General features: G+C 66.6%; 29 protein-coding genes. 21 read left to right on the top strand and 8 right to left on the bottom strand.

Annotation, left to right across the window (positions count from 1 at the left end; all coding sequences use genetic code 11):
• Positions 1-125: 125 nt before the first annotated feature.
• Entirely contained in the window at positions 126-995 is an 870-nt protein-coding gene (locus QO011_RS07545; protein ID WP_307269816.1) for a LysR family transcriptional regulator, read from the bottom strand.
• Between the two features lie 99 nt (positions 996-1,094).
• Here QO011_RS07545 and QO011_RS07550 point away from each other — a divergent pair, with 99 nt between their 5' ends.
• The gene (locus QO011_RS07550) at positions 1,095-2,459 is read left to right on the top strand and encodes an MFS transporter (RefSeq protein ID WP_307269820.1); all 1,365 of its coding nucleotides are present in this window, start codon (positions 1,095-1,097) and stop codon (positions 2,457-2,459) included.
• Between the two features lie 88 nt (positions 2,460-2,547).
• Here the strand turns inward: QO011_RS07550 and QO011_RS07555 are convergent, their stop codons facing one another.
• Positions 2,548-3,555 carry a LacI family DNA-binding transcriptional regulator gene (locus tag QO011_RS07555; protein ID WP_307269822.1) on the bottom strand — a complete coding sequence of 336 codons (1,008 nt, stop codon included), beginning with the start codon at positions 3,553-3,555 and terminating at the stop codon, positions 2,548-2,550.
• Positions 3,556-3,733: 178 nt separating this feature from the next.
• Here QO011_RS07555 and QO011_RS07560 point away from each other — a divergent pair, with 178 nt between their 5' ends.
• The 5 genes from QO011_RS07560 to QO011_RS07580 all read left to right on the top strand — a co-directional run bounded on the left by QO011_RS07560 (position 3,734) and on the right by QO011_RS07580 (position 10,632).
• On the top strand, positions 3,734-5,002 hold the full coding sequence (locus tag QO011_RS07560; protein ID WP_307269824.1) for an ABC transporter substrate-binding protein: 1,269 nt from the start codon (positions 3,734-3,736) through the stop codon (positions 5,000-5,002).
• 112 nt (positions 5,003-5,114) lie between these two features.
• Positions 5,115-6,023 (top strand): carbohydrate ABC transporter permease, encoded by a 909-nt coding sequence (locus QO011_RS07565; protein WP_307269827.1) that lies wholly within the window; start codon positions 5,115-5,117, stop codon positions 6,021-6,023.
• Entirely contained in the window at positions 6,020-6,877 is an 858-nt protein-coding gene (locus QO011_RS07570; protein ID WP_307269829.1) for a carbohydrate ABC transporter permease, read from the top strand. Before QO011_RS07565 ends, QO011_RS07570 begins: the two co-directional genes overlap by 4 nt.
• Positions 6,878-6,919: 42 nt before the next feature.
• On the top strand, positions 6,920-9,529 hold the full coding sequence (locus QO011_RS07575) for a GH116 family glycosyl-hydrolase (RefSeq protein ID WP_307269832.1): 2,610 nt from the start codon (positions 6,920-6,922) through the stop codon (positions 9,527-9,529).
• Positions 9,529-10,632 (top strand): ABC transporter ATP-binding protein, encoded by a 1,104-nt coding sequence (locus tag QO011_RS07580; protein ID WP_370881934.1) that lies wholly within the window; start codon positions 9,529-9,531, stop codon positions 10,630-10,632. Before QO011_RS07575 ends, QO011_RS07580 begins: the two co-directional genes overlap by 1 nt.
• A 98-nt stretch (positions 10,633-10,730) precedes the next feature.
• On the opposite strand, the gene QO011_RS07585 is transcribed toward QO011_RS07580, so the two are convergent.
• Positions 10,731-11,258 (bottom strand): GNAT family N-acetyltransferase, encoded by a 528-nt coding sequence (locus QO011_RS07585; RefSeq protein ID WP_307269837.1) that lies wholly within the window; start codon positions 11,256-11,258, stop codon positions 10,731-10,733.
• Positions 11,255-11,533: a type II toxin-antitoxin system TacA family antitoxin gene (locus tag QO011_RS07590; protein ID WP_307269839.1), complete on the bottom strand. Its 279-nt coding sequence runs from the start codon at positions 11,531-11,533 to the stop codon at positions 11,255-11,257. Before QO011_RS07590 ends, QO011_RS07585 begins: the two co-directional genes overlap by 4 nt.
• Before the next feature lie 229 nt (positions 11,534-11,762).
• Here QO011_RS07590 and QO011_RS07595 point away from each other — a divergent pair, with 229 nt between their 5' ends.
• Together QO011_RS07595 and QO011_RS07600 are read left to right on the top strand one after the other, a co-directional pair.
• Positions 11,763-12,095, top strand: a complete 333-nt coding sequence (locus QO011_RS07595) for an ArsR/SmtB family transcription factor (protein WP_307269841.1) — start codon at positions 11,763-11,765, stop codon at positions 12,093-12,095.
• Entirely contained in the window at positions 12,088-12,555 is a 468-nt protein-coding gene (locus QO011_RS07600; protein WP_307269843.1) for an SRPBCC family protein, read from the top strand. The genes QO011_RS07595 and QO011_RS07600 overlap by 8 nt, the downstream gene beginning before the upstream one ends.
• Before the next feature lie 112 nt (positions 12,556-12,667).
• Here QO011_RS07600 and QO011_RS07605 read toward each other — a convergent pair whose 3' ends face one another.
• A complete protein-coding gene (locus QO011_RS07605) occupies positions 12,668-13,309 on the bottom strand; it encodes an HD domain-containing protein (protein WP_307269845.1) in 642 nt (213 codons plus the stop codon).
• A gap of 108 nt (positions 13,310-13,417) precedes the next feature.
• On the opposite strand from QO011_RS07605, the gene QO011_RS07610 reads away from it, so the two are divergent.
• The 3 genes from QO011_RS07610 (at position 13,418) to QO011_RS07620 (ending at position 15,862) form a co-directional block, all read left to right on the top strand.
• Positions 13,418-14,395: a GlxA family transcriptional regulator gene (locus QO011_RS07610; protein WP_307269848.1), complete on the top strand. Its 978-nt coding sequence runs from the start codon at positions 13,418-13,420 to the stop codon at positions 14,393-14,395.
• Between the two features lie 130 nt (positions 14,396-14,525).
• Positions 14,526-15,458 carry a DUF817 domain-containing protein gene (locus tag QO011_RS07615; protein WP_307269850.1) on the top strand — a complete coding sequence of 311 codons (933 nt, stop codon included), beginning with the start codon at positions 14,526-14,528 and terminating at the stop codon, positions 15,456-15,458.
• 11 nt (positions 15,459-15,469) lie between these two features.
• Positions 15,470-15,862, top strand: a complete 393-nt coding sequence (locus QO011_RS07620) for a ribosomal maturation YjgA family protein (RefSeq protein ID WP_307269852.1) — start codon at positions 15,470-15,472, stop codon at positions 15,860-15,862.
• Positions 15,863-15,955: 93 nt separating this feature from the next.
• Here the strand turns inward: QO011_RS07620 and QO011_RS07625 are convergent, their stop codons facing one another.
• Positions 15,956-16,846, bottom strand: coding sequence for a LysR family transcriptional regulator (locus tag QO011_RS07625; RefSeq protein ID WP_307269855.1), 891 nt, complete (start codon positions 16,844-16,846; stop codon positions 15,956-15,958).
• Between the two features lie 104 nt (positions 16,847-16,950).
• Between QO011_RS07625 and QO011_RS07630 the strand changes: the two genes are divergently transcribed.
• The 7 genes from QO011_RS07630 (at position 16,951) to QO011_RS07660 (ending at position 20,095) form a co-directional block, all read left to right on the top strand.
• Entirely contained in the window at positions 16,951-17,676 is a 726-nt protein-coding gene (locus tag QO011_RS07630) for an SDR family oxidoreductase (protein WP_307269858.1), read from the top strand.
• A gap of 2 nt (positions 17,677-17,678) precedes the next feature.
• A complete protein-coding gene (locus QO011_RS07635) occupies positions 17,679-17,987 on the top strand; it encodes an Atu4866 domain-containing protein (protein ID WP_307269861.1) in 309 nt (102 codons plus the stop codon).
• 90 nt (positions 17,988-18,077) lie between these two features.
• Positions 18,078-18,401, top strand: a complete 324-nt coding sequence (locus QO011_RS07640; RefSeq protein WP_307269864.1) for an ArsR/SmtB family transcription factor — start codon at positions 18,078-18,080, stop codon at positions 18,399-18,401.
• Entirely contained in the window at positions 18,398-18,829 is a 432-nt protein-coding gene (locus tag QO011_RS07645; protein WP_307269867.1) for an SRPBCC family protein, read from the top strand. Before QO011_RS07640 ends, QO011_RS07645 begins: the two co-directional genes overlap by 4 nt.
• A 95-nt stretch (positions 18,830-18,924) precedes the next feature.
• Entirely contained in the window at positions 18,925-19,158 is a 234-nt protein-coding gene (locus QO011_RS07650) for a hypothetical protein (protein ID WP_307269869.1), read from the top strand.
• Positions 19,158-19,628, top strand: a complete 471-nt coding sequence (locus tag QO011_RS07655) for a DUF1801 domain-containing protein (RefSeq protein WP_370881919.1) — start codon at positions 19,158-19,160, stop codon at positions 19,626-19,628. The genes QO011_RS07650 and QO011_RS07655 overlap by 1 nt, the downstream gene beginning before the upstream one ends.
• Positions 19,629-19,672: 44 nt before the next feature.
• Entirely contained in the window at positions 19,673-20,095 is a 423-nt protein-coding gene (locus QO011_RS07660; RefSeq protein ID WP_307269873.1) for a DUF1801 domain-containing protein, read from the top strand.
• Positions 20,096-20,185: 90 nt separating this feature from the next.
• Here the strand turns inward: QO011_RS07660 and QO011_RS07665 are convergent, their stop codons facing one another.
• Both QO011_RS07665 and QO011_RS07670 read right to left on the bottom strand, forming a co-directional pair.
• Complete coding sequence (locus QO011_RS07665) at positions 20,186-21,097, bottom strand: alpha/beta fold hydrolase (RefSeq protein ID WP_307269875.1); 912 nt, start codon at positions 21,095-21,097, stop codon at positions 20,186-20,188.
• Positions 21,087-21,851, bottom strand: a complete 765-nt coding sequence (locus QO011_RS07670) for a class II aldolase and adducin N-terminal domain-containing protein (RefSeq protein ID WP_307269877.1) — start codon at positions 21,849-21,851, stop codon at positions 21,087-21,089. The genes QO011_RS07665 and QO011_RS07670 overlap by 11 nt, the downstream gene beginning before the upstream one ends.
• A 104-nt stretch (positions 21,852-21,955) precedes the next feature.
• Here QO011_RS07670 and QO011_RS07675 point away from each other — a divergent pair, with 104 nt between their 5' ends.
• The 3 genes from QO011_RS07675 to QO011_RS07685 all read left to right on the top strand — a co-directional run bounded on the left by QO011_RS07675 (position 21,956) and on the right by QO011_RS07685 (position 24,497).
• Positions 21,956-22,972 carry a GlxA family transcriptional regulator gene (locus tag QO011_RS07675; RefSeq protein ID WP_307269881.1) on the top strand — a complete coding sequence of 339 codons (1,017 nt, stop codon included), beginning with the start codon at positions 21,956-21,958 and terminating at the stop codon, positions 22,970-22,972.
• A gap of 821 nt (positions 22,973-23,793) precedes the next feature.
• Entirely contained in the window at positions 23,794-24,219 is a 426-nt protein-coding gene (locus tag QO011_RS07680; RefSeq protein ID WP_307269884.1) for a hypothetical protein, read from the top strand.
• A gap of 104 nt (positions 24,220-24,323) precedes the next feature.
• Positions 24,324-24,497 carry a hypothetical protein gene (locus QO011_RS07685; protein WP_307269886.1) on the top strand — a complete coding sequence of 58 codons (174 nt, stop codon included), beginning with the start codon at positions 24,324-24,326 and terminating at the stop codon, positions 24,495-24,497.
• Positions 24,498-24,584: the final 87 nt, after the last annotated feature.

Below are 24,584 nucleotides of genomic sequence, written 5' to 3' on the forward strand. Positions count from 1 at the left end.
CCATTGGCCGACCCGGGCCGGCCATGGGGTGGCGTTCCTCCTGCAACGACCATCGGCTGCGGCCAACGAACGAGCAGGTGATCGTGGTGAGGGTTCGGTCGCCCGCATCCGGCGCATGACGGTATCTACCCGATCGACAGATCCCGATTCTCCGCAATGACGCCCGCCACGAAATCCATCACGGCGCGGACCGCCGGGGCCTTGCGCAGGTCGCGATGCACCGCGAGCCAGATGTCGCGCGCGAAGGGCGGGACGTCCTTGCGGATCCGGACGAGGTCGCGGTCCGGCTCGCCGAGGAAGCAGGGCAGGCCGGCCACGCCCACCCCGGCCCGCGCCGCGATCAGGTGCTCGCTGGAATGGGTCAATTCGCAGACCACCGGGCGCTCGCCGGCGATGCCGAGCAGCCAGGATTGCTGCGGCATGTCGGCGAAGTGCTGATCATAGGCGATGAACTGCCATTTCTCCGGCGCGTCGAGATGGGCATAGGCGCGGTGCGCGTAAAGGCCGAAGGCCATGGTGCCGAGCTTGCGCGTCACGCTGCCCGCCTCGTTCGGCCGCACCAGCCGCAGGGCGACGTCGGCCTCGCGGCGGCTGAGCGAGACCTGCTGCGCCTCAGCCGAGAGCGACAGCCGGATGTCGGGATAGGCGGCCCGGAAGCGCGTGAGCTGCCCGGCGAGAACATGCGTCACCAGGACGGGCGGCGCGCTGAGCCCGACCCGGCCGACCAGCGGCGCGTGGGCGGCCTTGGCCAGGCGGGCGATGCCGTGGGCTCCGGCCTCCATCGCCAGGGCCTGCTCCAGCACCTGCCGGCCGATCGCGGTGAGGCGACAGGACCGCGGCAGGCGATCGACCAGCCGCACGTCCAGCGCTGCCTCCAGCGCGGCCAGCCGCCGGCTGACCGTCGCATGGTCCACCCTCAGGCTGCGGGCGGCGCCGGAGAGCGTGCCGCTCTGCGCGACGGCCAGGAAGTGCCGGATGTCTTCCCAATCGGCCATCTGTGCGAAATCTCCGGGATCGTTAGCGTATATACCGAATTTCCGCATGGATCGCGCTCGGGCATTTTCGGGGCAGGATCGATTGTCCGGATTGTCTCGGTGTCCTCTCCCCACGCTTCCCGACCGCGGCTGACGCTGATCGGCGCCGCCCTCGGCTTCGTCGTCGTCCTGCTCGACGTCAGCGTCGTCAACGTCGCTCTCGACGCGTTCCGCGTCGGCTTTTCCACGGATGTCGCCGGCCTCGAATGGGTGGTCAACGCCTACACGCTGGTCTTCGCCGCGCTGCTGCTCATGGCCGGGGCCCTCGGCGACCGCTTCGGCGCCCGCAGGGTCTTCCTCGCCGGCTTCGTCCTGTTCACGGCCGCATCGATCGCCTGCGGGCTGGCGCCCACGCTGGGGGCATTGGTGATGGCCCGCATCGTCCAGGGCGCCGGCGCCGCGCTGCTCGTCCCCAATTCGCTCGCGCTGATCCAGCAGGCGTTCCCGGATCAGGCGGTGCGCAGCCGTGCCGTGGGCTGGTGGGGCGCGGCCGGTGGCATGGCGCTGGCGGCCGGGCCGGTCGCCGGCGGCTTTCTCGTCGCGCATTTCGGCTGGCGCAGCATCTTCCTCATCAATCTGCCGATCGGGCTGATCGGCTTGGCGATGACGCTCCGCCACGCGCGCCCGAGCCCGGCCAATCCGCATCGATCGCTCGACCTGCCGGGGCAGGGGGCCGCCGTCATGGCGCTGGCCGCCCTGGCGATCGCGCTGATCGAGGCCGGCCGTCTCGGCTGGACCGATCCCTGGATCGTCATGGCGCTGTCGATCGCCGTGATCGCCGCCGCGGCCTTCGTCGCGATCGAGGCGCGGACGGCCGCGCCGATGCTGCCGCTGGCGCTGTTCCGATCCCGGGGATTCGTGATCGCCTCCGTCAGCGGCGTGCTGGTCAACTTCGCCTATTACGGGCTGATCTTCGTCTTCAGCCTGTTCTTCCAGGGGCAGCAGGCGTTCTCGCCGCAGCAGACGGGCCTGGCCTTCCTGCCGATGACGGTCGTGCTGATGGTCGCCAGCATCCTCGGCGGCCGCCTGATCACGCGTCTGGGCGCGCGCCGGCTCATGGTGCTCGGGCAGATGCTCGCGGCGGGCGGCTATCTCCTGCTCCTGCCGGCCCTGGCGACGGGCTCCTATGCGATGCTGGTCCTGCCCATGCTGATCGCCGCCGGCGGCATCGCCCTGACGGTCCCGACCATGACCAACGTCACGCTCTCCGCGGTGGAGCCTTCGCACGCCGGCCTCGCCTCGGGGGTGCTCAACACCGCCCGGCAGGTCGGCGGCATGCTGGGGGTGGCGGTCTGCGGCTATCTCGTCCGGGACAGCACCGCCTCCGCCTTCCTGCCGGGCATGCGCCTCTCCCTTGCCGCGGCGGTCGTCCTCCTGCTCTGCGGCGCGCTTTTCTCCTTCCTGTGGCTCGAACGGAAGGCTTGAGGGCGACGGCCCGGTCGCATCGTCTCCGGCCGCGTGCCGCCGTATGGTCGAGACCGCAGTCCGCCATTCCGACCTCCGCGGCCGAGGCTCAGCCCGGGGCCCGGGTCGACTCGCGGATGACCAGGTGCGGCTGGTGGATCTCCCATGCCCCCGTGGCGGCTTCCTTCTGCGTGATCTCGGTCAGCAGCATCTCGACGGCGCGGCGCGCCATGAACAGGATCGGCGTGGCCACCACCGTCGGCGCGGGGTCCAGGACCGCCGCGAAGTCGAGATCGTCGATGCCGAGGATCGAAAGCTCGGCCGGGACCTTGATCTTCAGCTCGCGCACGGCGAACAGGACGCCGAGCGTCATCATGTTCGAGATGGCGATCAGCGCCGTCGGCCGATCGCGGCGTTGCAGGAGTTCGATGGCCCGCCGATGGGCCTGGGCCTGGTCGAAATTGCCGGCGACCTGAAGACCCGGCTCGACCGGCACGCCGTGCTCGGCATGGGCCTTGAGATAGCCGCCGAGGCGGTCGTCGCTGGTCGCCAGCCCGGCGATGCCGGCGATGATGCCGATCCGGCGATGGCCGAGGCCGAGGAGGTGAGCGGTGGCCAGCCGCCCCGCCTCGATATTGTCGGTCTTGATCACGGTATAGGGCAGGCCCTCGACGAACATGTCGAGCAGGATGGTCGGCACCTGGATCTGGCCGACGAGCCGGCTGCCATGCTCTGCATCGGAGCGTGTGGGAATGATGACGAGCCCGGCCACACGCTGAACCCGCAGCATCTTGAGCACCTGGCTCTCGCGCTCGGAATCCTGCCCGGTCGAGTACACCACCGTCATGTAGCCGGCGGTGAGGCAGATATTCTCGATTTCCCGGGCGACGGCCGCGAAATGCGGGTTGGCGATGTTTGGCACGACCAGGCCGATGAGCTGCGAATTGCCGCTCCTGAGGCTGCGGGCCGCCCCATGCGGGACGTAGCCGACGGCGCCGATCGCCTCGTTGACCTTCTCGATCACCTCTTCGCTGACCGGGGCCGAGCGGTTGAGGACGGCCGACACGGTGGAGATCGCGACACCGGCACGACGCGCCACGTCCTTGATCGTCGTCATGCCGGTGCCCTTGCCAATCGTCCTCGCATGGGTAATAGTCGAAACGTTTCGTGCTTACAATCGGATCTGCTGCAACCCGCCTGGGGGATTGGGTTCCGCTTGTGCTCGAAACGTTTCGACCGAGGATTCGACCGAAGAGTCGACAAATGGCGTCGCGAGAACGCAAGGGAGGGTTTCGATGTTCAAACTGTCACGGCGCACGCTGTTGCTGTCGTCGGCGGCGCTGGCCGCCGGAGCCGGATTGCGGGGCAGGGCCTTCGCACAGTCCGACCAGACCGCGACCCTGAAGCTCCAGGGCTTCGGCAGCGACGCGGAGCTTTCGGCCGTCACCAACGCGGTCACCCGCTTCAACAAGAGATATCCCAACGTCACCGTCGACATTTCGATGGACCCGATCTCGAACGGCTGGGGCGACTACGTCACGCGGGTCATCAGCGAGTTCAACGCGGGCAGCGCGGCCGACGTCTACGGCACCGCCATCGAGACCTTCCGGGCCTTCTCCTCGCGCGGCCTGTGGCTCGGCCTCAACGATTTCGTCTCCGCCAATTCCGGCTTCTCGGACTTTGCGCCCAGCCTGTTCGCCTACGGCTCGTACAAGGGGGAGATCCACTACATCCCCATCGGGTGGAACAACATCATGATCAACTACAACCGCGCCCTGTTCGACAAGGCCGGGATCGCCTATCCCAAGCGCGGCTGGACCTGGCAGGAGTTTCGCGAGGTGGCCAAGGCGCTCACCGTCAAGGACAGCGCTGGCAATGTCAGCCAGTTCGGCTACGAGGTGCCGAACCAGAACTTCTTCGTCCAGCCCTGGTTCTTCACCAACGGCACCGGTGTGCTCAACGACGACTGGACGGCTTCGAACATGCTCGATCCCAAGGTGGCCGAAAGCCTGCAGTTCCTCCACGACCTCATCCATGTCGACGGGGTCTCGCCGATCCCGGGCAAGGAGATGATGGACAACCAGTTCATGGCCGGACAGGTGGCGATGATCAGCCGCGGCCATTGGATCGTGCAGAACGCCAAGGCCAACAAGGTCAACATGGACATCGCCATTCCGCCGAGCAAGGAGAGCGACACGACGGTGATCGGCTTCGGCGCCTATGCCGTCTCCAAGGCGACGGAGCATCCGGACCTCGCCAAGGCGCTGGTGCTGGAGTTGACCAGCGAGGAGACGCAGAAGGAAGAAGGCGAGAAGGGCGGCGGCGTGCCCGGGCGCAAATCGGCGGCGGAGACCCCGACGTTCCTGTCCTTCCCGCCCAGCGCCGCGCTCTACTACCAGACCTTGCCCCATACCAAGGCGGTGCCGTCTCCGGCCAATTTCCAGGAAGTCGAGAAGATCTTCATCCGGAACTATACCGCGATGATGGCCGGCGAGATCTCGATCGCCGACGGCTGCAAGCAGGCCGACGGCGAGCTCAACGAGTCCTTCGCCCGCCTGCGATAGAGCCCCCCGACGAGCACGCGCCACGTCGGGGCGTGCTCGTCCCCTCCACCGACATGCAAGGCGCCGGGCCTGCCGCGCCGACGTCTTCAACTTCCGAGCGCCGGAGGATTGCGTGGCAACGACGACTGCGAAGCGGCCGGTGTCCGATCTGGCCCGTGCCCAGGCGCTGACCGGCTATCTCTTCGTCCTGCCGACGTCGCTGCTCTATGCGACGTTCGTCCTGGCTCCGGTCCTCGTCACGCTGATCCTGAGCTTCAGCTACTACGACCCGATGCTCGGCTCGCGCTGGGTCGGCCTCGACAATTTCGTCCGCTTCTTCACCAACCGGCGCTCGCTGCAGATCTTCTGGAACACGCTGCGCTTCGCCGTCTTCGCGGTGACCTTCAACGTCTCCATCGGCCTCATCCTGGCCGTCGCCCTCAATCGCGCCATGCCGAGCTGGCTGCTCTATCTCTTCCGGCTCGCCTTCTTCCTGCCTGTCATCATCGCCGTCGCCTTCGTCTCGATCGTCTGGAGCTATTTCTTCGCCGACGACCTCGGGGTGATCAATTATTTCCTGCGCCTCGTCGGCATCCCGCCGGTGCATTGGCTGACCGACAGCGGCAACGCCATGATGTCGATCGTCATCATGGACGTGTGGAAGAACACCGGCTTCTTCATGATCATCTTCATCGCCGCGCTGCAGGGCGTGCCGAAGAGCATCACCGAAGCCGCGCTCATGGACGGAACGCCTGGCTGGCGGACGTTCCTGCGCATCGTCCTGCCCTATATCTCGCCGGTCGTGTTCTTCGCCATCGTCTATGCCTCGATCGGCGCCCTGCAGGTCTACGAGTCGATCGTCATCCTGACGCAGGGCGGGCCGGGCGACAGCACGCGATCGCTATCGATCCTGATCGTCGAGGAGGGGTTCGGCAGCTTCCAGATCGGCTATGCCGCCGCCATTTCCGTGGTGATGACGGTGATCATCCTCATCATCACCGCGATCCAGCAGCTGCTGTCGCGCAAATGGGTGCAGCAATGAGCGCCGCCTCGCCCCTGCAGACGCGCGCAGCCAAGCGCTGGATCGACATGGCGATCATCGCCGTCATGGCCGCCCTGGCCATCGGCATGCTGATGCCGTTCTTCTGGCTGTTCTCGATGTCGTTCCGCCCGGTGGCCGAGGCCTACAGGCTGCCGCCGAGCTTCCTGCCGCCCAACCTCGATTTCGCCAACTATGCCCGCGTGCTGGCCTCGCGCATCCCGTTCCTGCACATCTACGCCAACTCGCTGCTGGTCGCGGTCGTGGTCACCGTCGGCCAGCTCGTCACCTGCACGCTCGCCGCCTTCGCCTTCGCCCGCCTCAAATTCCGGGGGCGCGACACGCTGTTCTTCATCCTGCTCGTCGGCCTGATGTTCCCGGCCCAGGTGACGATCCTGCCGATCTATCTCGGCTATGCGCAGGTCGGGCTGATCAACCGGCCGATCGGCCTGGCGCTGATGTACCTCACCTCGAGCTTCGGCGTCTTCCTGATGCGCCAGTTCATGCTGAGCCAGCCCAGAGCGCTCGAGGAAGCGGCGCTGATGGACGGGGCCGGCTATCTCAAGATCTTCTGGCGCATCTCGCTGCCGCAGTTGCGGCCGGCGCTCTCGGCGCTCGGCATCATCACCTTCACCCAGACCTGGAACTATTATTTTCAGGCCCGCGTGCTGCTCGGCAAGGAGCAGGCGATGACCCTGCCGGTCGCCATGGACGTGCTGCGCGGCTACCTCTCGGCCGGCAATCTCTCGCTGGTCATGGCGGCCATGAGCATGTCGATCCTGCCGGTCGTGCTGCTCTTTCTCATCGCTCAGAGATTTGTGATCGAAGGGATCACGATGAGCGGCATCAAGAGCTAGAGCCGCCGCTCCTCAAGTTTCATGCTATTCGAGGGAATACTCATGTGGGACGACTTGGCTTCCATCGATCCGCGCTTTGCCTACAGAGGCGAACGGACGCGTTACATCGCGTTCCCCCTGGGCGGCATCGGCTCCGGCGGCTTCTCGATCTCGGGAAGCGGGCGGCTGATCGACTGGTCGATCCGCAACCGGCCGGCCCTGCAGGGCTATAACGGCTATTCGCATTTCGCCATCAAGGCGGAGAGGGACGGCCAGCTCGTCGATGCGCGCGTGCTCAACGGCCCCTATGACCTCAATCCGTCCGGCGCGCCGGGCCTGCGCAAGATGTTCGACGGCTTCGGCCATGGCGCCAACCGGCAGACGCTGGTCGGCGTGCCGCATTTCGGCGAAGTCGATTTCTACGGCCGCTTTCCCACCGCCGATCTCGTGTTCCGGGACGAGCGCTTCCCCGGCGCGGTGCGCCTGACGGCGCTGTCGCCGTTCATTCCCCACAACGACCGCGACAGCGCGATGCCGGTCGCCATGCTGGCGTTCGAGATCGTCAACGACACGGGCGACGCGCTGACCTACACGCTGGCCGGGACGCTCGGCAATCATGGCGCCAACAGCGGCATCCACACCTTCGACCGCCGGGACGGCGTGAGCACGCTGCGCCTCACCTCGTCCGACCAGACGCTGAAGCCGGCGGATCGCGGCGACCTGACGATCGCGACCGACGCGGACGATGTCGACCACACCGACCACCACTATCGCGGCCAATGGTTCGACGATCTCGCCGTGTTCTGGAAGGACTTCGCGCGACCCGGCCGGCTGCCCGAGCGGCGCTACGAGCGGCCTCGGACGTCCCAGCACATGGGTCTGCAGCCCGAGCACGGCACGCTCGCAGCCCGGGTCACGATTCCCGCCGGCGAGCGCAGGACGGTGCGCTTCGCCCTCTCCTGGAGCTTTCCGGTCGGGGACATCTACTGGGCGTTCCGCTCCTCGCCCAGCGCGCCGATCCCGGATCGCGAGACGCCGACCTGGCGGAACTACTATGCCAATCACTGGACGGATTCCGAAGCGAGCGCCCGCGACGCGCTGCAGCGCTGGGAGGGGCTCGCCGGCGAGACCATCGCCTTCCGGGACGGCGTCTTCGGCTCGACCTTGCCGGCCGAGATCAAGGATGCCGCCAGCGCGACGCTGGCGCTGCTGCGCACCGCGACGGTGATCCGGCTGGAGGGCGGCGAGATCTGGGCATGGGAAGGCCAGCACACCCAGGACGGCTCCTGCGAGGGCAGCTGCACCCATGTCTGGAACTATCAGCAGGCGCTGGCGCATCTGTTCCCGACGCTGGAGCGCACGCTGCGCGAGACCGAGCTCACCTATAACCAGCTGCCGAGCGGCGGCCTCACCTTCCGCCAGAAGCTGCCGCTCGGCTCCGGCTTCGACGTCATCGGCCCCTGCGCCGACGGGCATTTCGGCGCCGTGATCAAGACCTATCGTGACTGGAAGCTCTCCGGCGACGGCGAATGGCTCGCCCGCTGGTGGCCGAAGGTCAGGCGCGCGGTCGAATATGCCTGGAGCCGCGACAATCCCGATCGCTGGGATCCGGACGAGACGGGCATTCTTTCCGGTCGGCAGCACCAGACCCTCGACATGGAGCTGTTCAATCCGAACGCCTGGCTCGGCTCGATCTATGTGGCGGCGCTGCTGGCGGCGTCGGAGATGGCGGCGGCGCTGGGCGAGGCGGATTTCGCTGAGAAATGCGGCCGGCTCGGCCGGAACGGCGCCCGCTACATCGATGAGAAGCTGTTCAACGGCCGCTGGTTCGTCCAGGACATCGACCTCTCCGACAGGAGCGTGCTGGTGCCGTTCGACGTCGGCCGCAAGGCCGGCGTGCTCGCCGACGGCTTCATGGAGACCTATTGGTCGCAGGAGCATGCCGAGCTGAAATACCAGATGGGCGAGGGCTGCATCACCGACCAGATCCTCGGGCAATGGCACGCCGAGGTCGCCGGCCTGGGCGGCTTCCTCGACGACCGCAAGGTCGAGGCGGCGCTGAAGGCGGTGCATGCCAACAATTTTCGCCCGAGCCTCCAAGACCATTTCAACCCGTGCCGGACCTATGCCTACGAGGACGAGGGCGGCTTGCTGGTGGCGACCTATCCCGAAGGCGTGCGCCAGCCGATGGTTGCGGCGCCCTATGCCGAAGAGGTGTGGACCGGCATCGAATATATGTCGGCCTCGCACATGATCATGCGCGGGCTGGTCGACGAGGGCCTGGCGGTGGTTCGCGCCGCCCGGGACCGGCACGATGGCGCGCGCCGCAATCCCTGGAACGACATCGAATGCGGCTCCTACTACGCCCGCTCGATGTCGGCCTGGCAGCTGGTCAATGCCTGGGCCGGCCTCAGCGCCGACCTCGTCGCCGGGCGCATCGGCTTCGCCCCCAAGGCGCAGGGCGACTGCACGCTGTTCTGGTCGGCCGGCAACGGCTTCGGCCAGCTCCGGCGCCAGGCGGGAGAGGTGACGTTCGCAGTGCTGGGCGGCAGCATCGATGTCGGTGAGATCGCCGTCGCCGATCTCGGCGTGCACCGCTTTCCCGCCCGCCGGGTGATCGGCAAGGGCGCGCTGGTGCTGCAGCTCGCGCCGGAAGCCTCGACGGTGGCATGATGGCGGCGATCGAGCTCAGGGATGTCCGGAAGAGCTTCCAGTCGCTGGAGGTGATCCGCGGCATCAGCCTCACGGTGGGCGAGGGCGCCTTCACCGTGTTCGTCGGCCCTTCGGGCTGCGGCAAGTCGACCTTGCTCCGGATGATCGCCGGCCTCGAAGAGATCGGTTCCGGGGAGATCCGCATCGACGGCAGGCGCTGCGACCATCTGCTTCCGGCGGCGCGGGGGCTCGCAATGGTCTTCCAGTCCTATGCGCTCTACCCGCACATGAGCGTCGGGCAGAACCTGCGCTTCGGCCTGGAGAATCTTAAGGTTCCCAAGGCCGAGATCGACGCGCGCGTCGCCAGGGCGGCCGATATCCTGGAAATATCGCACCTGATGAAGCGGCGGCCGAGCCAGCTTTCCGGCGGGCAGAGCCAGCGCGTCGCCATCGGCCGCGCCATCGTCAAGGAACCCAAGGCGTTCCTGTTCGACGAGCCGCTGTCCAATCTCGACGCCGAGCTGAGGGTGAAGATGCGCGGCGAGCTGGTGGCGCTGCACCGCCGGCTCGGCTCGACCATGGTCTATGTCACGCATGACCAAGTCGAAGCCATGACCATGGCCGACCAGATCGTCGTGCTGCGGGAAGGCGCGGTCGAGCAGGTGGGGGCGCCCATCGACCTCTATGCCCGCCCCGCCAACCAGTTCGTCGCCGGCTTCCTCGGGGCGCCGCAGATGAACTTCGTCAAGAGCCGGATCGAGAGGCAGGACGGCTGCCTCGGCCTGGCGCTGGGCGAGGGCACGAGCCTCGTGCTGCCGGGCCGCGACGTCGCGCTGCCGGACGGCGCGCCGGTGACCATCGGCATCCGCCCCGAGCATGCCGAGATCGGCGACGGGCCGCTGAAGGCTCGGGTCGAGACGACGGAGATCCTCGGTTCGGAGACCGTCATTCATGCCCGGCTTCAGTCGGGGCAGGGCTTTACCCTGGCGCGGCGCGGGATATCCGGCGCCAAGGCCGGCGACGACGTCATGCTGGCGCTGCCGGCCCCCTTCGTTCACCTGTTCGACGAGAACGGCATCGCGGTCGGCGCGACGCCGGACTGGCGTCGCGACTATGTCAGGTGACGCCGGCCGGGGTGCGACCGTCTGGTGACTTGCCCATGAGTCGACCGTTGACGTGTCGCATAGCTCCGGTGTGGCGGCGTCGCAAAAATCCGACGGGCCTACAGCAATCCCTTGGCCTTCAAATCAGCCGCGAAGGTCGCCAGCGACATGACCAGGGTCAACGGCTTCCCCGCAAGCGCCTCGGCGCCGTAGCTCGCATACCAATGCGCTGCGCGTTCATGTTTCGCGTCGATGATCATCAAGATGCCGCCGCCCTGGTCGGCCAGCCGCAGGCAGCGCAGTGCCGCCGCGGCGAGGAGCTGCCCGCCGAGCCCCTGTCCCGCCACGGTGATGTCGGTCGCCAGGCGCGCGAGCTTGAAGCCCGACACTTCATGCCGGGCGAGCCCTTTCGTCATGGACGCCGGCACGTTGTCATGGGCGACGGCCGATGGCGCGATGCTGTAAAAGCCGAGGATTCGGGTGGGAGCTGCGCTGTCGATCGCGCAAAAGGTCTTGGCGGCGTTTTGCGCGTGGCTCTGCCGCGCGAAGCGTCGCAGAAACTCGTTCATCTGCCGATCGCCGCAATCGAAGGACGCGCGATCATGCGCCTTGGCGATCGGCTCCTCGCGCCATGCCGGCAGCGTCATAGAGTGTCGGGCAACGCGGCGATGGCGGCCCGCAGCTTGTCATTTGGCTTGGGCGGATGCTCCAGTAGATCGAAGATGCGCGTGAAATCGCGGTTGGATACCTGGACGACTTCGGCCGCATCGATCACGGCCTGTGCCTCCGGCACGATTTTGTCGAGGATGAAATCGGCCATGTCCTTGTGCGACAACGCCGCGGCGCGCGCGATCATTGCTTTCTGCGCGGGCGGGATGCGAATTTGGTAGCGGTCGGTCTTGTGGTCGGCTGGTCTGGGCATGGTCGATCTCCTCAATCCAATATAGCGTACACATGATATGTGTACAAGGAAGATCCCTCGCTGCCGCAAATCATCCGCAGAAGGACCCCGAGGCCGCGACGGCTCTTAAAAACTTTTTGCCGGCTCATGGACGAGGCGGCCATGACGGACCGCCTCCCTTATCTCCGGACGGCGCCCAAGCCCGATAGTTAGCCGTTGCGCTCAGTGTTTGGTGGTGATACTTAGCCTTATGGAACAGCATCAGGGGCAGCTGAACGATCTCTTCCAGGCCCTGGCCGATCCGACGCGACGTGCCGTCCTGGGGCGGCTGGGCAGGGGGCCGGCGAGCATCAGCGAGCTGGCGAAGCCGTTCGACATGGCCTTGCCGTCGTTCATGAAGCACATCCATGTCCTGGAGGGCAGCGGATGGATCCGGACGCGCAAGCAGGGCCGCGTGCGGACATGCGAGATCGAGAAGAGGGCGTTCGCCGCGGCGGACGCATGGCTATCCGAACAACGCGCGCTCTGGGAGGCGCGCTTCGATCGTCTCGACGCTTTGGTGGAGGGCAGGGAAAATGACTGACACGACGTTGGACCTGGAGATCGTGCGTCATGTCGCGGCGCCGCGCGCCAAGGTGTGGCGGGCCTGGAGCGATCCCGATATCCTCAAGCAATGGTGGTGCCCGAAGCCGTGGATGACGCAGGTGCGCGCCTTCGATTTCCGTGCCGGCGGCGCATTCCACACCTTCATGAGCGGCCCGGATGGCGGCGAGAGCGATAATCCCGGGCTCTTCCTGGAGATCGTGCCGATGGAGCGCATCGTCTGGACCTCGATGCTGCTGGCCGGCTGGCGCCCCGCCACGCCGTGGCTCGGCATGACCGGCATCTTCATCCTGGCCGACGAAGGCGCCGGCACCCGCTACACCGCGCGCTGCCTCCACCAGAACGATGCCGACCGCAGGAAGCACGAGGAGATGGGCTTCTTCGACGGCTGGGGCACCGTGATCGGACAGATCGAGGAGGTGGCCGCGTCGCTGCCGTGACGGGCCGAGCCGGGGTCGGGGGCGCCGGCATGTCTGCGCGACGGGGCGCACGCGCCCCCCGTCGTGGAAGTGAGAAGCCTCGCTCTGCCGGATCGCTGGCCCGTGGACGGTGTCAGCCGTGCCAATGCGAGCAGCGGATGACGCTGCAGAAATTGCCGCGATGGAAATGCGGCTCCTTGTCGGCGATGACGTCGGCCTTGACGTTGCCGAAGGTGGTCTGCGGCTTGTGCCTGATGCCGTCGTAGAAGGCCTGGATGATATCTTCCTTGAACTTCGGCGTTCGCGGGAAGGCACGGACGACGGCCTCGCGCTCGGCGTCGGAATATTGGCTGTAGGTCAGGCCGAGCACATCCATCTCGACGCCGGCGGTCACGAGGGCGACGACGGGGTGCATGTGCTGGGGCACGCCCGGCGTGGTGTGCAGCGCGATCGCGGTCCAGACGGTGTAGGCGTCCGCCTCGGATATGCCATGGCTCCGCAGGAAGTCGCGGGCGGCATGGGCGCCGTCGACCTCGAAGCGCTCGTCCTTGCTGCTGTGGCTCGGCATGAGGCCGATATCGTGGAACATCGCGCCGGCATAGAGTAGCTCGCGATCGAATATCAGGCCGCGATGGACGCCGGCCAGCGCGCCGAAATGATAGACGCGGCTCGAATGATTGAAGAGCAGCTCCGTCTCGGTGTCGCGGATATACTCGGTGATGGCGTGTCCCAACTTGCTGTCGGGAATCCCTGCCTCTTCGACGATGGCTGACATGGCTTTCTCCTGCGCTTTCTACTCGCCAGGAGGGTAGAACGCGGATATAGTGTCTGCAATCGACGTAATACGTCTAGAACGGACAAAATCGGGTCGAGGCGGACACGCATGCGCGCGAAGGCAAGAACGATCGTGATGGTGGCGCTGCCCGGAGTGCAGCTTCTCGATGTCTCCGGTCCCCTGGACGTCTTCGCCGAGGCCAATGCCCAGGCCGGCCACGAGGCTTACCGTCTCCTCGTTGCGGCCGGTGAGCCTGGTCCGATCCGCAGCTCGTCGGGCGTGCGGCTGATGCCGGACCGGATCATCGGCCGCGATGTCGAGGAGGCCATCGACACGCTGCTCGTCGCGGGATGCCCGAACGCGGCCGAGGTGCCGGCGGATCGCGCCGTCGTCGACTGGCTGCGGCGGCGGGCGCCGGCGGCCCGGCGCTTCGGCTCGGTGTGCAGCGGCGCGTTCTTCCTCGCGGCGGCGGGCTTGCTCGACGGCCGGCGCGTGACCACGCATTGGGCGGTGGCCGAGCGGCTCGCCGAGCAGTTTCCGGAGGTGACCGTCGACGAGGACGCGATCCAGGTCGGCGACGGGCCGGTGCGGACCGCGGCCGGCGTGACCGCGGGGCTCGACCTGGCGCTCGGGCTCGTGGAGGAGGATCTCGGCCGCGACATCGCCATGCGGGTGGCGAGCCAGCTCGTGATGTTCTTCAAGCGGCCCGGCGGCCAAGCGCAGTTCAGCCGCAAGGGCGAGGCGGTGCCTGCGGGCCGGGCCGCGCTTCAGGAGCTTCAGCGCTGGGTGGCGGCCAATCCCGCGCTCGATCACAGCGTGGCGAACCTCGCCGGGCGCATGGATCTGAGCCCGCGCCATTTCGCGCGGCTGTTTCGCAGCGAGGTCGGCATGACCCCGGCAAGCTGGGTCGAGGAGGCGCGCGTCAGCGCGGCGCGGCGGCTCCTGGAGCAGGGGAGCGAGGCGCCCAAGCAGGTGGCGGCCCGCTGCGGGTTTGCCGATGCCGATACGCTGCGACGCGCCTTTGCCCGGCATGTCGGCGTGACGCCGGCAGACTATCGCAAGCGCTTCGCCGGCATCGCGGCCTGATCGAGAGTGCTCGATCGGCAGCCGGGCCGGCCGTCATGCTGTTCCCTGAGGGATCGAAGACGAGGCCGGACAAGGGTTGGCTGCTATCACCGGATGCCGGGACGAAACAGAGTCGTGGGTTTGCAAGATCATGCCGACAGAGAGATCTTCCGAAGGGCGCGAGCCGAGCGCCGGCGCGGGCTGGCCGTTCCTTGCCGGTCTGGTCGAGCGGGAGGAGCGCATCGGCGCTTATTTCGCCGGCCGAGGCCGGCTCTCCGCCGGGCTCTACGAATTCCTGCGGTTCGGCATCAAGCAGGGCTGGGCCTGCCTCTTCGGCGGCATTCTTCTCGGCCTGATCATCGCGACGCGCCTGTGGTATCCCCAGCATGCGGCCTTGCCCCGCTACGACGCGCTCGTGATCGCCTGCATCGTCGTCCAGGTGGCCTTGCTGTGGTTCGGGCTCGAAACCCTTGAGGAAGCGAAGGTCATCCTGGTCTTCCACGTCGTCGGCACCGCGATGGAGCTGTTCAAGACCTCGGCCGGCTCCTGGCATTATCCCGAGGCGAGCTATCTGAGAGTCGCGGGCGTGCCGCTGTTCTCGGGGTTCATGTATGCGGCGGTGGGCAGCTATCTCGCGCGCGTCTGGCGCCTGTTCGACTTCCGCTTCACCAGGCATCCGCCCTTGTGGGCGCTGGGCCTGCTCTCGGCCGCCATCTACCTGAATTTCTTTGCCGATCATTTCGGTCTCGACCTGCGCTGGCTGCTGGTGGCGGCCACCGCCGTCCTGTTCGGCCGGACGACGGTCTATTTCAAGGTCTGGACGGTGCATCGCCACATGCCGCTGCTGCTCGGCTTCTTCCTCGTCGCGCTGTTCATCTGGTTCGGGGAGAATATCGGCACCCGCGCGGGGGCCTGGCTCTACCCCAACCAGATCGGGTCCTGGGCAATGGTGCCGCCCAGCAAGCTGACGTCCTGGTTCCTCTTGATGCTGATCTCCTACACCCTGGTGGCGGCCGCCATGTCCCGAGCGCTGCGCGCTGCCGGCGAGCCGCTGGCCGTCGAGACCGAGGGCGGCCCGGCATGACGGTGCTCCTCATGCGGAGATCCTTCCTGCTCCACATCGGCGCGGCGCTGGTCGTCATGATCTGCGGCCTCATCTGGCGCCTCATCCCCATGGGGCTGCCGGGCTTCGTCCGCAACTATGGCGGCGGCGTGCTGTGGGGCGCCATGGTCCTCCTCGTCGTCGGCGCCTTTCTCGGCGAGAGCAGGCGCTGGTGGATCGCGCCGCTCATGGCGTCGTCGATCGCGCTCGCTGCGGAATTGTTCCGCCTCTATCACGCGCCCGGGCTGGACGCGTTCCGCACCACGCTCGCCGGCGCCCTGCTGCTGGGGCGCGTCTTCAATCCCTGGAACGTCATCGCCTATTGGCTGGGCATCGCCCTGGCATGGCCCCTCCACGTGTGGATCCGGACTGCTCGGGAGCCGTGAGGCCGCCCGAGTTTCGGCGGAAGGCGGGATTGCGCTCACCCGTCATTCGACGATCTGCGGAAGGGGCGTTCGCGTCCGCCAGGACGCCCGACGTCACGGGCGGCGCTGCAGGTGCTCGACCAGGGCGCGCAGCTTCGGCGCGCTGTTGCGGCGGCTGGGATAATAGAGATAGAAGCCGGCAAAGTACGGGCAATAATCCTCCAGGATCGCCACCAGCTCGCCGCGGTCGATCGAGGCGCGGAAGCTCTCCTCCATGCCGAAGGTGATGCCGGCTCCGGCCACGGCGAGCTTGATCATCAGCGCCATGTCGTTCGTCGTGATCTCCGGCGCGACGGCGACGCTGAATTCCCTGCCGTCCTCGGCGAATTCCCAGCGATAGGGCGCGGCCTGCGGCGTCGGGCGCCAGCCGATGCAGCGATGCGCCGCGAGTCCGGCGGGATGCGCGGGGAGGCCGAAACGGTCGCGATAGGCCGGCGAGCAGACGGCCAGCTGGCGCTCCTCGCCGGCGACGGGCACGGCGATCATGTCCTGCTCGATCACCTCGCCCAGGCGCACGCCGGCGTCATAGCCCTCGGCCACGATGTCGAACGTCTCGTCGGTCACGGTGACGTCGAGCTGCACCTCAGGATTGGCCTCGGCGAAGGCGGCGAGGAACGGCCCGGACAGGAAGCGCTCGGCGATCGACGAGACCGCCAGCCGCAGCCGCCCCCGCGGGCGCCCCCGCAAAGCTTCGGTGCGCTCGATCGCCGCGCGCATCTCGGCCATGGCAGGAGCGACATCCGCATGCAGCCGCTCGCCGGCCTCGGTCAGGCCGACGCTGCGCGTCGTGCGCCGGACCAGCGCGATGCCGAGGCCTTCCTCGAGCCGCCGGATGGTCTGGCTGACGGCCGAACGGGTCACGCCCAGCCGGTCGGCGGCCGCGCGAAAATTCCGCTCCTCCGCCACCAGGGCGAAGACGGCGAGCGCATTGAGATCCGGCTCCATTGGTTAGATACCCTTGCCACTGTGTTGAGCCATTGTCGTCTTATCGCGACAATGGCTCAGGCCTATCCTCCCGGCAACTCTCCCCGTCGGCAAAGGACAGGATCATGCCCATCGACAAGGTCGTTCTCATCACCGGTGCTTCCAGCGGCATCGGCGAAGGCATCGCGCGCGAGCTCGCCGCCACAGGCGCGAAGCTCATGCTGGGAGCGCGGCGCATCGGGCGCCTGGAGGCGCTCGCCGCCGAGCTGGCCGGCGCCGGCGGCACGGCGCTGGCGCAGGCACTCGACGTGACCGATCGCGGCAGCGTTGCGGCCTTCGCCGATGCGGCCCGCGCCGCCTGGGGCCGCGTCGACGTCATCGTCAACAATGCCGGGGTGATGCCGCTGTCGCTCATGGCCTCGATGAAGGTGGAGGAATGGGACCGGATGGTCGACGTCAACATCAAGGGCGTGCTCCACGGCATCGCCGCGGTGCTGCCGGAGATGGCGGCGCGCGGCTCCGGCCATGTGATCAACATCGCCTCGATCGCCGCGCTCGGCGTCGTTCCGACGGCGGCCGTCTATTGCGCCACCAAGCATGCGGTGCGGGCGATCTCCGAGGGGTTGCGGCAGGAGCATCGCGACATCCGCGTCACCTGCATCCATCCCGGCGTGGTCCGCAGCGAGCTCGCCGACACGATCACCGATCCCGCGGCGGCCGAGGCCATGAAGACCTATCGCGCCATTGCACTCCAGCCGGACGCCATCGCCCGCGCGGTGCGCTTCGCCATCGAGCAGCCGGACGACGTCGACGTCAACGAGATCGTCGTGCGCCCGACAGGGGCGGCCTGACGATGCGCCGCCTCGTTCTCGCGGCGTCGCTCTGTGCGGCGCTCGCCGATTCCGCCCTCGCCGAGGAGACCATGAGCAACCATCCCTATGTCGGCCTGTGGGTGACGGCGGACGGCCGCATCCGCCACGAATTGCTGCCGAACGGCCGCTATGACGAAGCCCGCGGCTCGCGCCGGAGCGCCTATCAGGGGCGCTATGTCGTGACCGGAAATCATATCGATTACTGGGACGATACCGGCTTCACCGCCGATGGCGACTTCATCGACGGCGTGCTGCACCACGCCGGCATGATCCTTTATCGCCAGCAATGACGGCCGTTCGAGCGCCTGCCATCCCCGCTTGACGAATTCATATCTCGACGGTTATACGTCAATCGATAGCTGAGTGGTTATGGATTGCGGATGCCGAACGGTCACGACATGCTGTTCAAGACGCTCGCCGATCCCACCCGGCGGGCGATCTTCGAGCGCCTGTGCCGGGAGGGCGAGCAGACGGTCGGGGCCCTGACGGCCCGGGCCGGGGTCTCGCAGCCGGCGGTCTCCAAGCATCTCGGGGTGCTGAAGCAGGCCGGGCTGGTCCGCGATCGCCACGAGGGCCGCCAGACCCATTACAGCGCCGAGCTCGGCGCCTTGGCGCCGCTGATCGACTGGACGAGCGAGATGGCCGGATTCTGGGAAAACCGGTTCGACCGGCTCGAGGATCTCTTGAAGAGGATGGACCAATGACGGGAACATCGACCGAAACCCGCTCCGTCGTCGTCGAACGGGAGGTGGCTTTTCCGCCGGAGAAGCTCTGGCGCGCGCTGACGCAGCCCCACCTGATCTCGGAATGGCTGATGAAGAACGATTTCGAGCCTGTCGTCGGCCACCGTTTCAAGCTTCGCGGCGAGTGGGGCGGCGTGCTGGACTGCGAGGTCCTCGCCGTCGAGCCTCACAGGACGCTGTCCTACACCTGGAATTTCGCGCACGACGATGCGGCCTACGACCTGCGCAGCGTGGTGACCTTCACGCTCACCCCGACGGGCGGCGGCACCCACCTGCGCATGGAGCAGTCAGGCTTCCGGCCGGATCAGAAGCAGGCCTATCAGGGCGCCAACCACGGGTGGCAGGGCTTCTTCACGACCTTGGAACAGGTTCTGGCGCGGATGGATTGAATCCTGCAGGCTCGATCCGAGACCTTGGTTGCTGGGAAGGTCACCGCCCGAGCGGGCATCCGATCCGCTTCGGCTCGTCGTCACAGGAGGTTTCGTTGACCTGGAGCAACTGGGTTCGGCAGATCCACCGCTGGCTGTCCATTGCCTTTGCCGTCGCCGTCGTCGCGAACATCGTCGCCTTGCAGCAGGAGAAGCCGGCCGTCTGGGTCGGCCTCTCGGCGTTGATCCCGCTTGCCCTGCTGCTGCTCACGGGCCTCTATCTCTTCGCGCTGCCCTATGCCGCCACGTGGCGCGGCCGGCGGCGCACCGGCGGACGGGAGCAGGCGTGATGGTCGGCGGGACATCCACGAGGTCGAGGAAGCCGGCAAGGATGGCCGCGCCGAAGCAGCAGGCCGGCGCGCCGCCGCTCCTCGCCGGCGGCAACCCTCAGATCGCCAAGGGGGCCGGCGATGCGCCGGTGCAGGCCTATATCGCGGCCATGCCGGGCTGGAAGCACGATGTCGGCCGCCGCCTCGACGCGCTGATCGTGCGCACCGTCCCAAGTGTCGGCAAGGCGGTCAAATGGAACTCGCCGCTCTACGGGGTCGAGGGCCAGGGCTGGTTCCTCGGCATTCATTGCTTCACGAACACCGTCAAGGTGGCGTTCTTCCGCGGCATGTCCCTCCATCCCGTTCCCCCCGGCGCGTCGAAGAGCGGGGATACGCGCTACCTCGACATCCGCGAGCACGACCAGCTCGACGAGGTCCAGCTCGCCGCCTGGGTGGAGCAGGCCAGCCGATTGCCGGGCGAACGGATGTGAGCGGCGCGAAGGCCACGGCAACGACGAAGCAGGGAGCGACGAGCATGAAGGCAGGCGGCTCGAAGGACGAGGGCGCAGATGATCCCTCCCGGCTGATCGACGCCAGAATCGAGCAGCTGGCCGACTGGCGAGGCGAGACGCTCGCCCGGGTCCGGGCCCTCATCCGGCAGGCCGAGCCGGACGTGGTCGAGGAGTGGAAGTGGCGAGGAGTTCCGGTGTGGTCGCGCGCCGGCATGATCTGCACCGGCGAGACCTACAAGAGCGTCGTGAAGGTGACCTTCGCCAAGGGCGCCGCATTGGCGGACCCGTCGGGCCTGTTCAACGCCAGCCTCGACGGCAACACCCGGCGTGCCATCGATGTCCACGAGGGCGAAGCGATCGACGACGAGGCGTTCAAGGCGCTGATCCGTGCCGCCGTCGCGCTCAACACGGCTTCGGCTCCCAAGCGGCCGGGGAAGCGGGCATAGACGGCGGGGCGACGAGAAGTCTCCACCCCTGCTGTGCCCGGGGAGGGTTCAGGAGGCGCCCCGCCGGCGAGGCGCGAGGGGCGGCACTCGTTAGGGGCTGTCGGGGACCATGAAGGGGATCAGCCGGTCCAGCACCGCCTCGGGCGCCTCCTCGGCGAGGTAATGGCCGGCGTCGATGCCGCCGCCGGTGACGTTGGCGGCGAATGGCTGCCACGTCTCGATCATGGTGAAGCGGCGCCACACCGGATTACGCTCGCCCCACAGGAGCAGCACGGGAGCCTCGATCCGTCGACCGGCGTCGGCCGCGTCGTGCTCGAGATCCACCGATGCTCCCGCCCGATAGTCCTCGCACATGCCGTGGATGGCGGCTTCATCCTGCAGGACGCGGAGATAGTCCCGCCAGACCTCGGGACCGATGGTGCCGTCCTCGACGAGAGGGCCGAGCTCGTAGCGCAGGAAGCATTCGGGATCGGCGCCGAGGAGCCTTTCCGGGAAGCCGTCGCCCTGGATGAAGAAGAACCATTCCCAGTAGAGGCGCGCAAAGTCGCGATCCGCCCGCTCGTAGAGGACCACCGTCGGCAGGATGTCAAGCAGAGCGAGCCGCCGGACGGCCCCCGGATGGTCCAGCGCCATCCGGTGCAGGACACGGGCGCCGCGGTCATGGCCGGCTGCGCTGAAGGCTTCGAAACCGAGCGCCGCCATGAGCTCGACCTGATCCCCGGCCATTGCCCGGAAGGAATAGTTCGCGTGGTTCGGCAGGCCGCGCGGCTTGCTGCTGTCGCCATAGCCGCGCAGGTCGCTGGCAACGACGGTGAAATGCCGCGCCAGGGCAGGGGCGAGCTTGCGCCACATCAGGTGCGTCTGCGGGCAGCCATGCAGGAGCAGCAGCGGCGGCCCGTCGCCGCCGATGCGGCAGTGGATCGCCGCTTCGCCGACTTCGACCGTCCTCGCACGGAACGTCTCAAAGGCCTCGCCGCTCGCCTCGACGACATCAGCTCGCATAGGCGGGGTCCTGCCTGTCCAGGGCGCGCTTCAGCTCGTCGAAATGGGCGAAGCTCATGCCGGAATAATCCTCCCAGTCGACCGCGGTCCGCTCGGCGAGCTCCGGGGACATCACGTTCAACGGCTGCCCTGTCGAATAGGCGAGGACCAGGGTCTGGCAGGCTCTTTCCAGGAAATAGAGATCCTCGAACGCCTCGGCGATCGTCGGGGCGACGACCAGCACGCCGTGATTGCCCATCATCAGCACGCGGCGATTGCCCAGGATGTCGGCGAGACGGGCGCCCTCGGCGGCGCTGTCCGCGATGCCGCCATAGGCGCGATCGACGGCGATGCGGTTGTAGAAGCGGGCCGTGTTCTGATCGATCGGCGGCACTGTCGGGTCGGCGAGGGCGGCCACCGCCGTGGCATAGGGCGGGTGCAGATGCAGGATGCTGCGGGCCTGGGGCAGCCGCGCATGGAGCTGGCCGTGGATGGCCCAGGCGGAGGGATCGGGCGCGTCGGGGCGCTCCATCGTCCGGTCGTCGTCCGCGTCCAGGGCGAGCAGCTCGCTCGCGCGGATGCCGGAGAAATGGCGCCAGCGCGGGTTCATCAGGAAGCGCCGGCCGTCCGGCGAGAGGCTGGCGCTGAAGTGATTGCCGACCGACTCGTGCCAGTTGAACTGCGCCGCCAGCCGGAAGGCCGCGGCCAGGTCCACGCGCAGCCGCCGCTCCGTTTCGAAAACGGAACCATCGACATCGGGCCTCTCGCTTTGCATGGGAGCTCCTCCGCTGAGATGGCCATTATCGGGCACCCCCGACGGGGTCTTTGACGTTTCCTGCGCATGTCTGAAAATGGCAAGTCTCGCACGCTGGTCCGGTCATGCCGGTTCGCTTCGGCTTCCTCCTCCTGCGCCTCTTCCCGATGTACGTGGTCGTCCTGGCGACGGAGGCGTTGCGCCTCGCCAACCAATATGCGGGGCGACGCGTGTTCGACTGGCAGTTCCTCGGCGACGGAGCGGCGGTCGAGGCGAGCAACGGCATCCGCGTGGATTGCGATGCCGCGCTCTCCGAAGCCGCCGATCTCGCCTATGCCTTCGTCGTGGCGGGCGACGACCAGACCCGGACGCTGACGCCACGGATCCGCAACGCGCTGGTGCGCATCGCCGGCACCGGCACCGTCGTCGGCGCCATCGACAGCGGCACCTTCGTGCTCGCCGAAGTCCGCCTCATCCGAGGCCGCAAGGTCACCGTCCATCCCCTGGCTGCCTCGGCGTTTCGCGAGCAGTTTCCGGACGTGGCCGTGCAGGACGGCCCCGTCGTCGTCGACGGCCCGCTGATCACCTGCGCCGGCGGCGTTGCCACCGTGCGGCTCATGCTCACGCTGATCGAGCGGCATTGCGGCGCGGCGGTCGCCCGCGACGTCGCCACCGACCTGGTGCTCCCCACTCCCGAGATCGGCTCGAGGGGACGGGCCCACACGCAGGATCGGGAGGAGGGGCGCGACGACAGGTTGGAGACCCTGCTGCAGGTCATGCGGCAATCCATCGAGGCGCCGCTCTCTCTCCCCGCCCTTTCCCGGCGCGCGGGGCTCTCGGAGCGACAGATCGCGCGGCTGTTCGAGCGGGCCGTGGGTGAAGCCCCCATGGCCCATTATCGGAAGCTGCGGCTCAACCATGCCAGGCAGCTCCTGTTCCAGAGCAGCCTCTCCGTCTCGGAGATTGCACTGGCGTCGGGGTTCCGGTCCGTGTCGGCCTTCTCCCGATGCTTTGCCGCCGAGTTCGGCCGCTCGCCGCGCCAGCTCCTGACCAAGCTGCGCGATGCCGGCCATGCCGATGCCGTCCCGGCCGAAAATTTCCGCAAGCGCATCAGATTGCGCGACGACCGCCAGGAGGGGTGAGGTTCTCGGGATTCCGCGGACGTCCCGGCGAACCGGACCGGGCGACGGTCGCTTCCTGCAGCGCTTCAGGCATGTCGCCCGTGATTCTCTCATCCGGGGGCGACCCTGCGCACGCGCTCACGAGAACAGCGAGCCGCCGTTCTGTGGCATTGAACCCGATGGATGTGAGGCGGATGGCGTGCCATGATGACGGGTACCGGAGAAGCCTGTCCCGCGTTCGTGCAAAAGAGACGGGCCTGCGGCGCGTGCCCGGATGGCATGGACCTCGTGGCCATCGGAAGGCTGGAGACGGGCGGTTCAGGTGGAATGAGCTGCGCGAGCAGTGATCAGTTGCAGTTCAGAAACAAGAATTACACTTCCAGATACAATCTGGAAAAACTTGGGTCATAATCGCGACAAGTTTTCGGTCGTATTTTGCGTGCGTCACGTAGCGTAGAAATAGAGACGCGATAGTCTCGAGTAACTGTGCAACTGACGCGAAAGGCAGAGTCACTGAATGTGTATGCCCGAGTCCGGTATGCTGTCACCGCAGTTTGTAATTCCCAGATTGACGCAAAAGTTGGTCTCGACAAGCGGAATGGCTTTGGCGGCCGGGAGCAAGGCCTTGATGGATCGGGGAAGCGGCTCGACAGTCCGAATAGCCTCATGCCGGCGTTTGTAAACCCAACTCGCCTTCATCAAATATGAAATGGATTGCAGGGATATATGTTGCGTTCGATAGGATTTTTCTGAGAATAATTCTGTGCACAATATTAATTGTATCTCTTGTCTATGCTTGCGATAGGCCGATCGAGAATATTCCTGTTCCGGATTCCATCAAAGTGGCGTCGCATCCCCATAAGCTTTACTATTCCTATTGTCTGGTTGATATTTATAAACTAGATGAAGTTTTCGCTGAGATTCTATTGCAGGATGGTCTTCGTAGTGCTCTCGATAGCGTCGGTGCAACGACACCGATAGTTCCCACACCGACGTATCGCGGAGATTTTCCGCCAAGAGAGTTGGAGTATGGCGAATATTGGTATCGATCTCCCCTCGATGCCGGGACATTCAGAGAAACTAGTCGAAGGGGCCACTTGGTTGGTGAACTGTCGGATTGTTTGAATAAGGCTAGAATATTTGAAGGTGACCTGCTGTTTAAGGATAATTATATGGGTGCCTTTGTTTCGTTTAGAGCACATAATGAATTTCTTTATGTCATGATACCAGACAAAAAATTGCTTCTGGCGGCAAAAATAATAGACTAATGAAAGAGGTGAAGCAAAAATATTAATCTTACGCGAGAATGATGATGCGTCATTTGGATGCCGGCAATGCGACATACTTTGACGTTCGATAGATTTCGAAGGCAATGCCAAGTTCAGTGACTGTAAGAAATCTTCTCAAGCTCATCTTCGTGTTCCAGCCTTCCTTCGGGCACGACTCGATCGGCGGCTTCATCGCCACCGGCTCGACCCACGACACCATCAATGTCGACCACACGGTGTTCGCCGACTGGGCCCACCTCCTCGCCGCCTCGGCCTAGTCGGCAGCGACGTCATCATCACGGCGGACGCCAACGACACCATCACCCTGAAGAACGTCACCCTCGCCAGCCTGTCGCAGAGCGACT

This window comes from Labrys wisconsinensis (assembly GCF_030814995.1).
Lineage (GTDB): Bacteria > Pseudomonadota > Alphaproteobacteria > Rhizobiales > Labraceae > Labrys > Labrys wisconsinensis.

Coding starts and splice junctions, on each gene's coding strand:
- QO011_RS07560 (WP_307269824.1), top strand. CDS start 3,734: ATGTTCAAACTGTCACGGCGCACGCTGTTGCTGTCGTCGGCGGCGCTG.
- QO011_RS07585 (WP_307269837.1), bottom strand. CDS start 11,258: ATGACGCTGCCGGCATGGCGCGAGGAGCCGATCGCCAAGGCGCATGAT.
- QO011_RS07685 (WP_307269886.1), top strand. CDS start 24,324: ATGCCAAGTTCAGTGACTGTAAGAAATCTTCTCAAGCTCATCTTCGTG.
- QO011_RS07570 (WP_307269829.1), top strand. CDS start 6,020: ATGAGCGCCGCCTCGCCCCTGCAGACGCGCGCAGCCAAGCGCTGGATC.
- QO011_RS07620 (WP_307269852.1), top strand. CDS start 15,470: ATGCGGAGATCCTTCCTGCTCCACATCGGCGCGGCGCTGGTCGTCATG.
- QO011_RS07660 (WP_307269873.1), top strand. CDS start 19,673: ATGAAGGCAGGCGGCTCGAAGGACGAGGGCGCAGATGATCCCTCCCGG.
- QO011_RS07615 (WP_307269850.1), top strand. CDS start 14,526: ATGCCGACAGAGAGATCTTCCGAAGGGCGCGAGCCGAGCGCCGGCGCG.
- QO011_RS07630 (WP_307269858.1), top strand. CDS start 16,951: ATGCCCATCGACAAGGTCGTTCTCATCACCGGTGCTTCCAGCGGCATC.
- QO011_RS07670 (WP_307269877.1), bottom strand. CDS start 21,851: ATGCAAAGCGAGAGGCCCGATGTCGATGGTTCCGTTTTCGAAACGGAG.
- QO011_RS07645 (WP_307269867.1), top strand. CDS start 18,398: ATGACGGGAACATCGACCGAAACCCGCTCCGTCGTCGTCGAACGGGAG.
- QO011_RS07580 (WP_370881934.1), top strand. CDS start 9,529: ATGGCGGCGATCGAGCTCAGGGATGTCCGGAAGAGCTTCCAGTCGCTG.
- QO011_RS07655 (WP_370881919.1), top strand. CDS start 19,158: ATGGTCGGCGGGACATCCACGAGGTCGAGGAAGCCGGCAAGGATGGCC.
- QO011_RS07590 (WP_307269839.1), bottom strand. CDS start 11,533: ATGCCCAGACCAGCCGACCACAAGACCGACCGCTACCAAATTCGCATC.
- QO011_RS07575 (WP_307269832.1), top strand. CDS start 6,920: ATGTGGGACGACTTGGCTTCCATCGATCCGCGCTTTGCCTACAGAGGC.
- QO011_RS07545 (WP_307269816.1), bottom strand. CDS start 995: ATGGCCGATTGGGAAGACATCCGGCACTTCCTGGCCGTCGCGCAGAGC.
- QO011_RS07600 (WP_307269843.1), top strand. CDS start 12,088: ATGACTGACACGACGTTGGACCTGGAGATCGTGCGTCATGTCGCGGCG.
- QO011_RS07640 (WP_307269864.1), top strand. CDS start 18,078: ATGCCGAACGGTCACGACATGCTGTTCAAGACGCTCGCCGATCCCACC.
- QO011_RS07610 (WP_307269848.1), top strand. CDS start 13,418: ATGCGCGCGAAGGCAAGAACGATCGTGATGGTGGCGCTGCCCGGAGTG.
- QO011_RS07595 (WP_307269841.1), top strand. CDS start 11,763: ATGGAACAGCATCAGGGGCAGCTGAACGATCTCTTCCAGGCCCTGGCC.
- QO011_RS07665 (WP_307269875.1), bottom strand. CDS start 21,097: ATGCGAGCTGATGTCGTCGAGGCGAGCGGCGAGGCCTTTGAGACGTTC.
- QO011_RS07635 (WP_307269861.1), top strand. CDS start 17,679: ATGCGCCGCCTCGTTCTCGCGGCGTCGCTCTGTGCGGCGCTCGCCGAT.
- QO011_RS07675 (WP_307269881.1), top strand. CDS start 21,956: ATGCCGGTTCGCTTCGGCTTCCTCCTCCTGCGCCTCTTCCCGATGTAC.
- QO011_RS07555 (WP_307269822.1), bottom strand. CDS start 3,555: ATGACGACGATCAAGGACGTGGCGCGTCGTGCCGGTGTCGCGATCTCC.
- QO011_RS07605 (WP_307269845.1), bottom strand. CDS start 13,309: ATGTCAGCCATCGTCGAAGAGGCAGGGATTCCCGACAGCAAGTTGGGA.
- QO011_RS07625 (WP_307269855.1), bottom strand. CDS start 16,846: ATGGAGCCGGATCTCAATGCGCTCGCCGTCTTCGCCCTGGTGGCGGAG.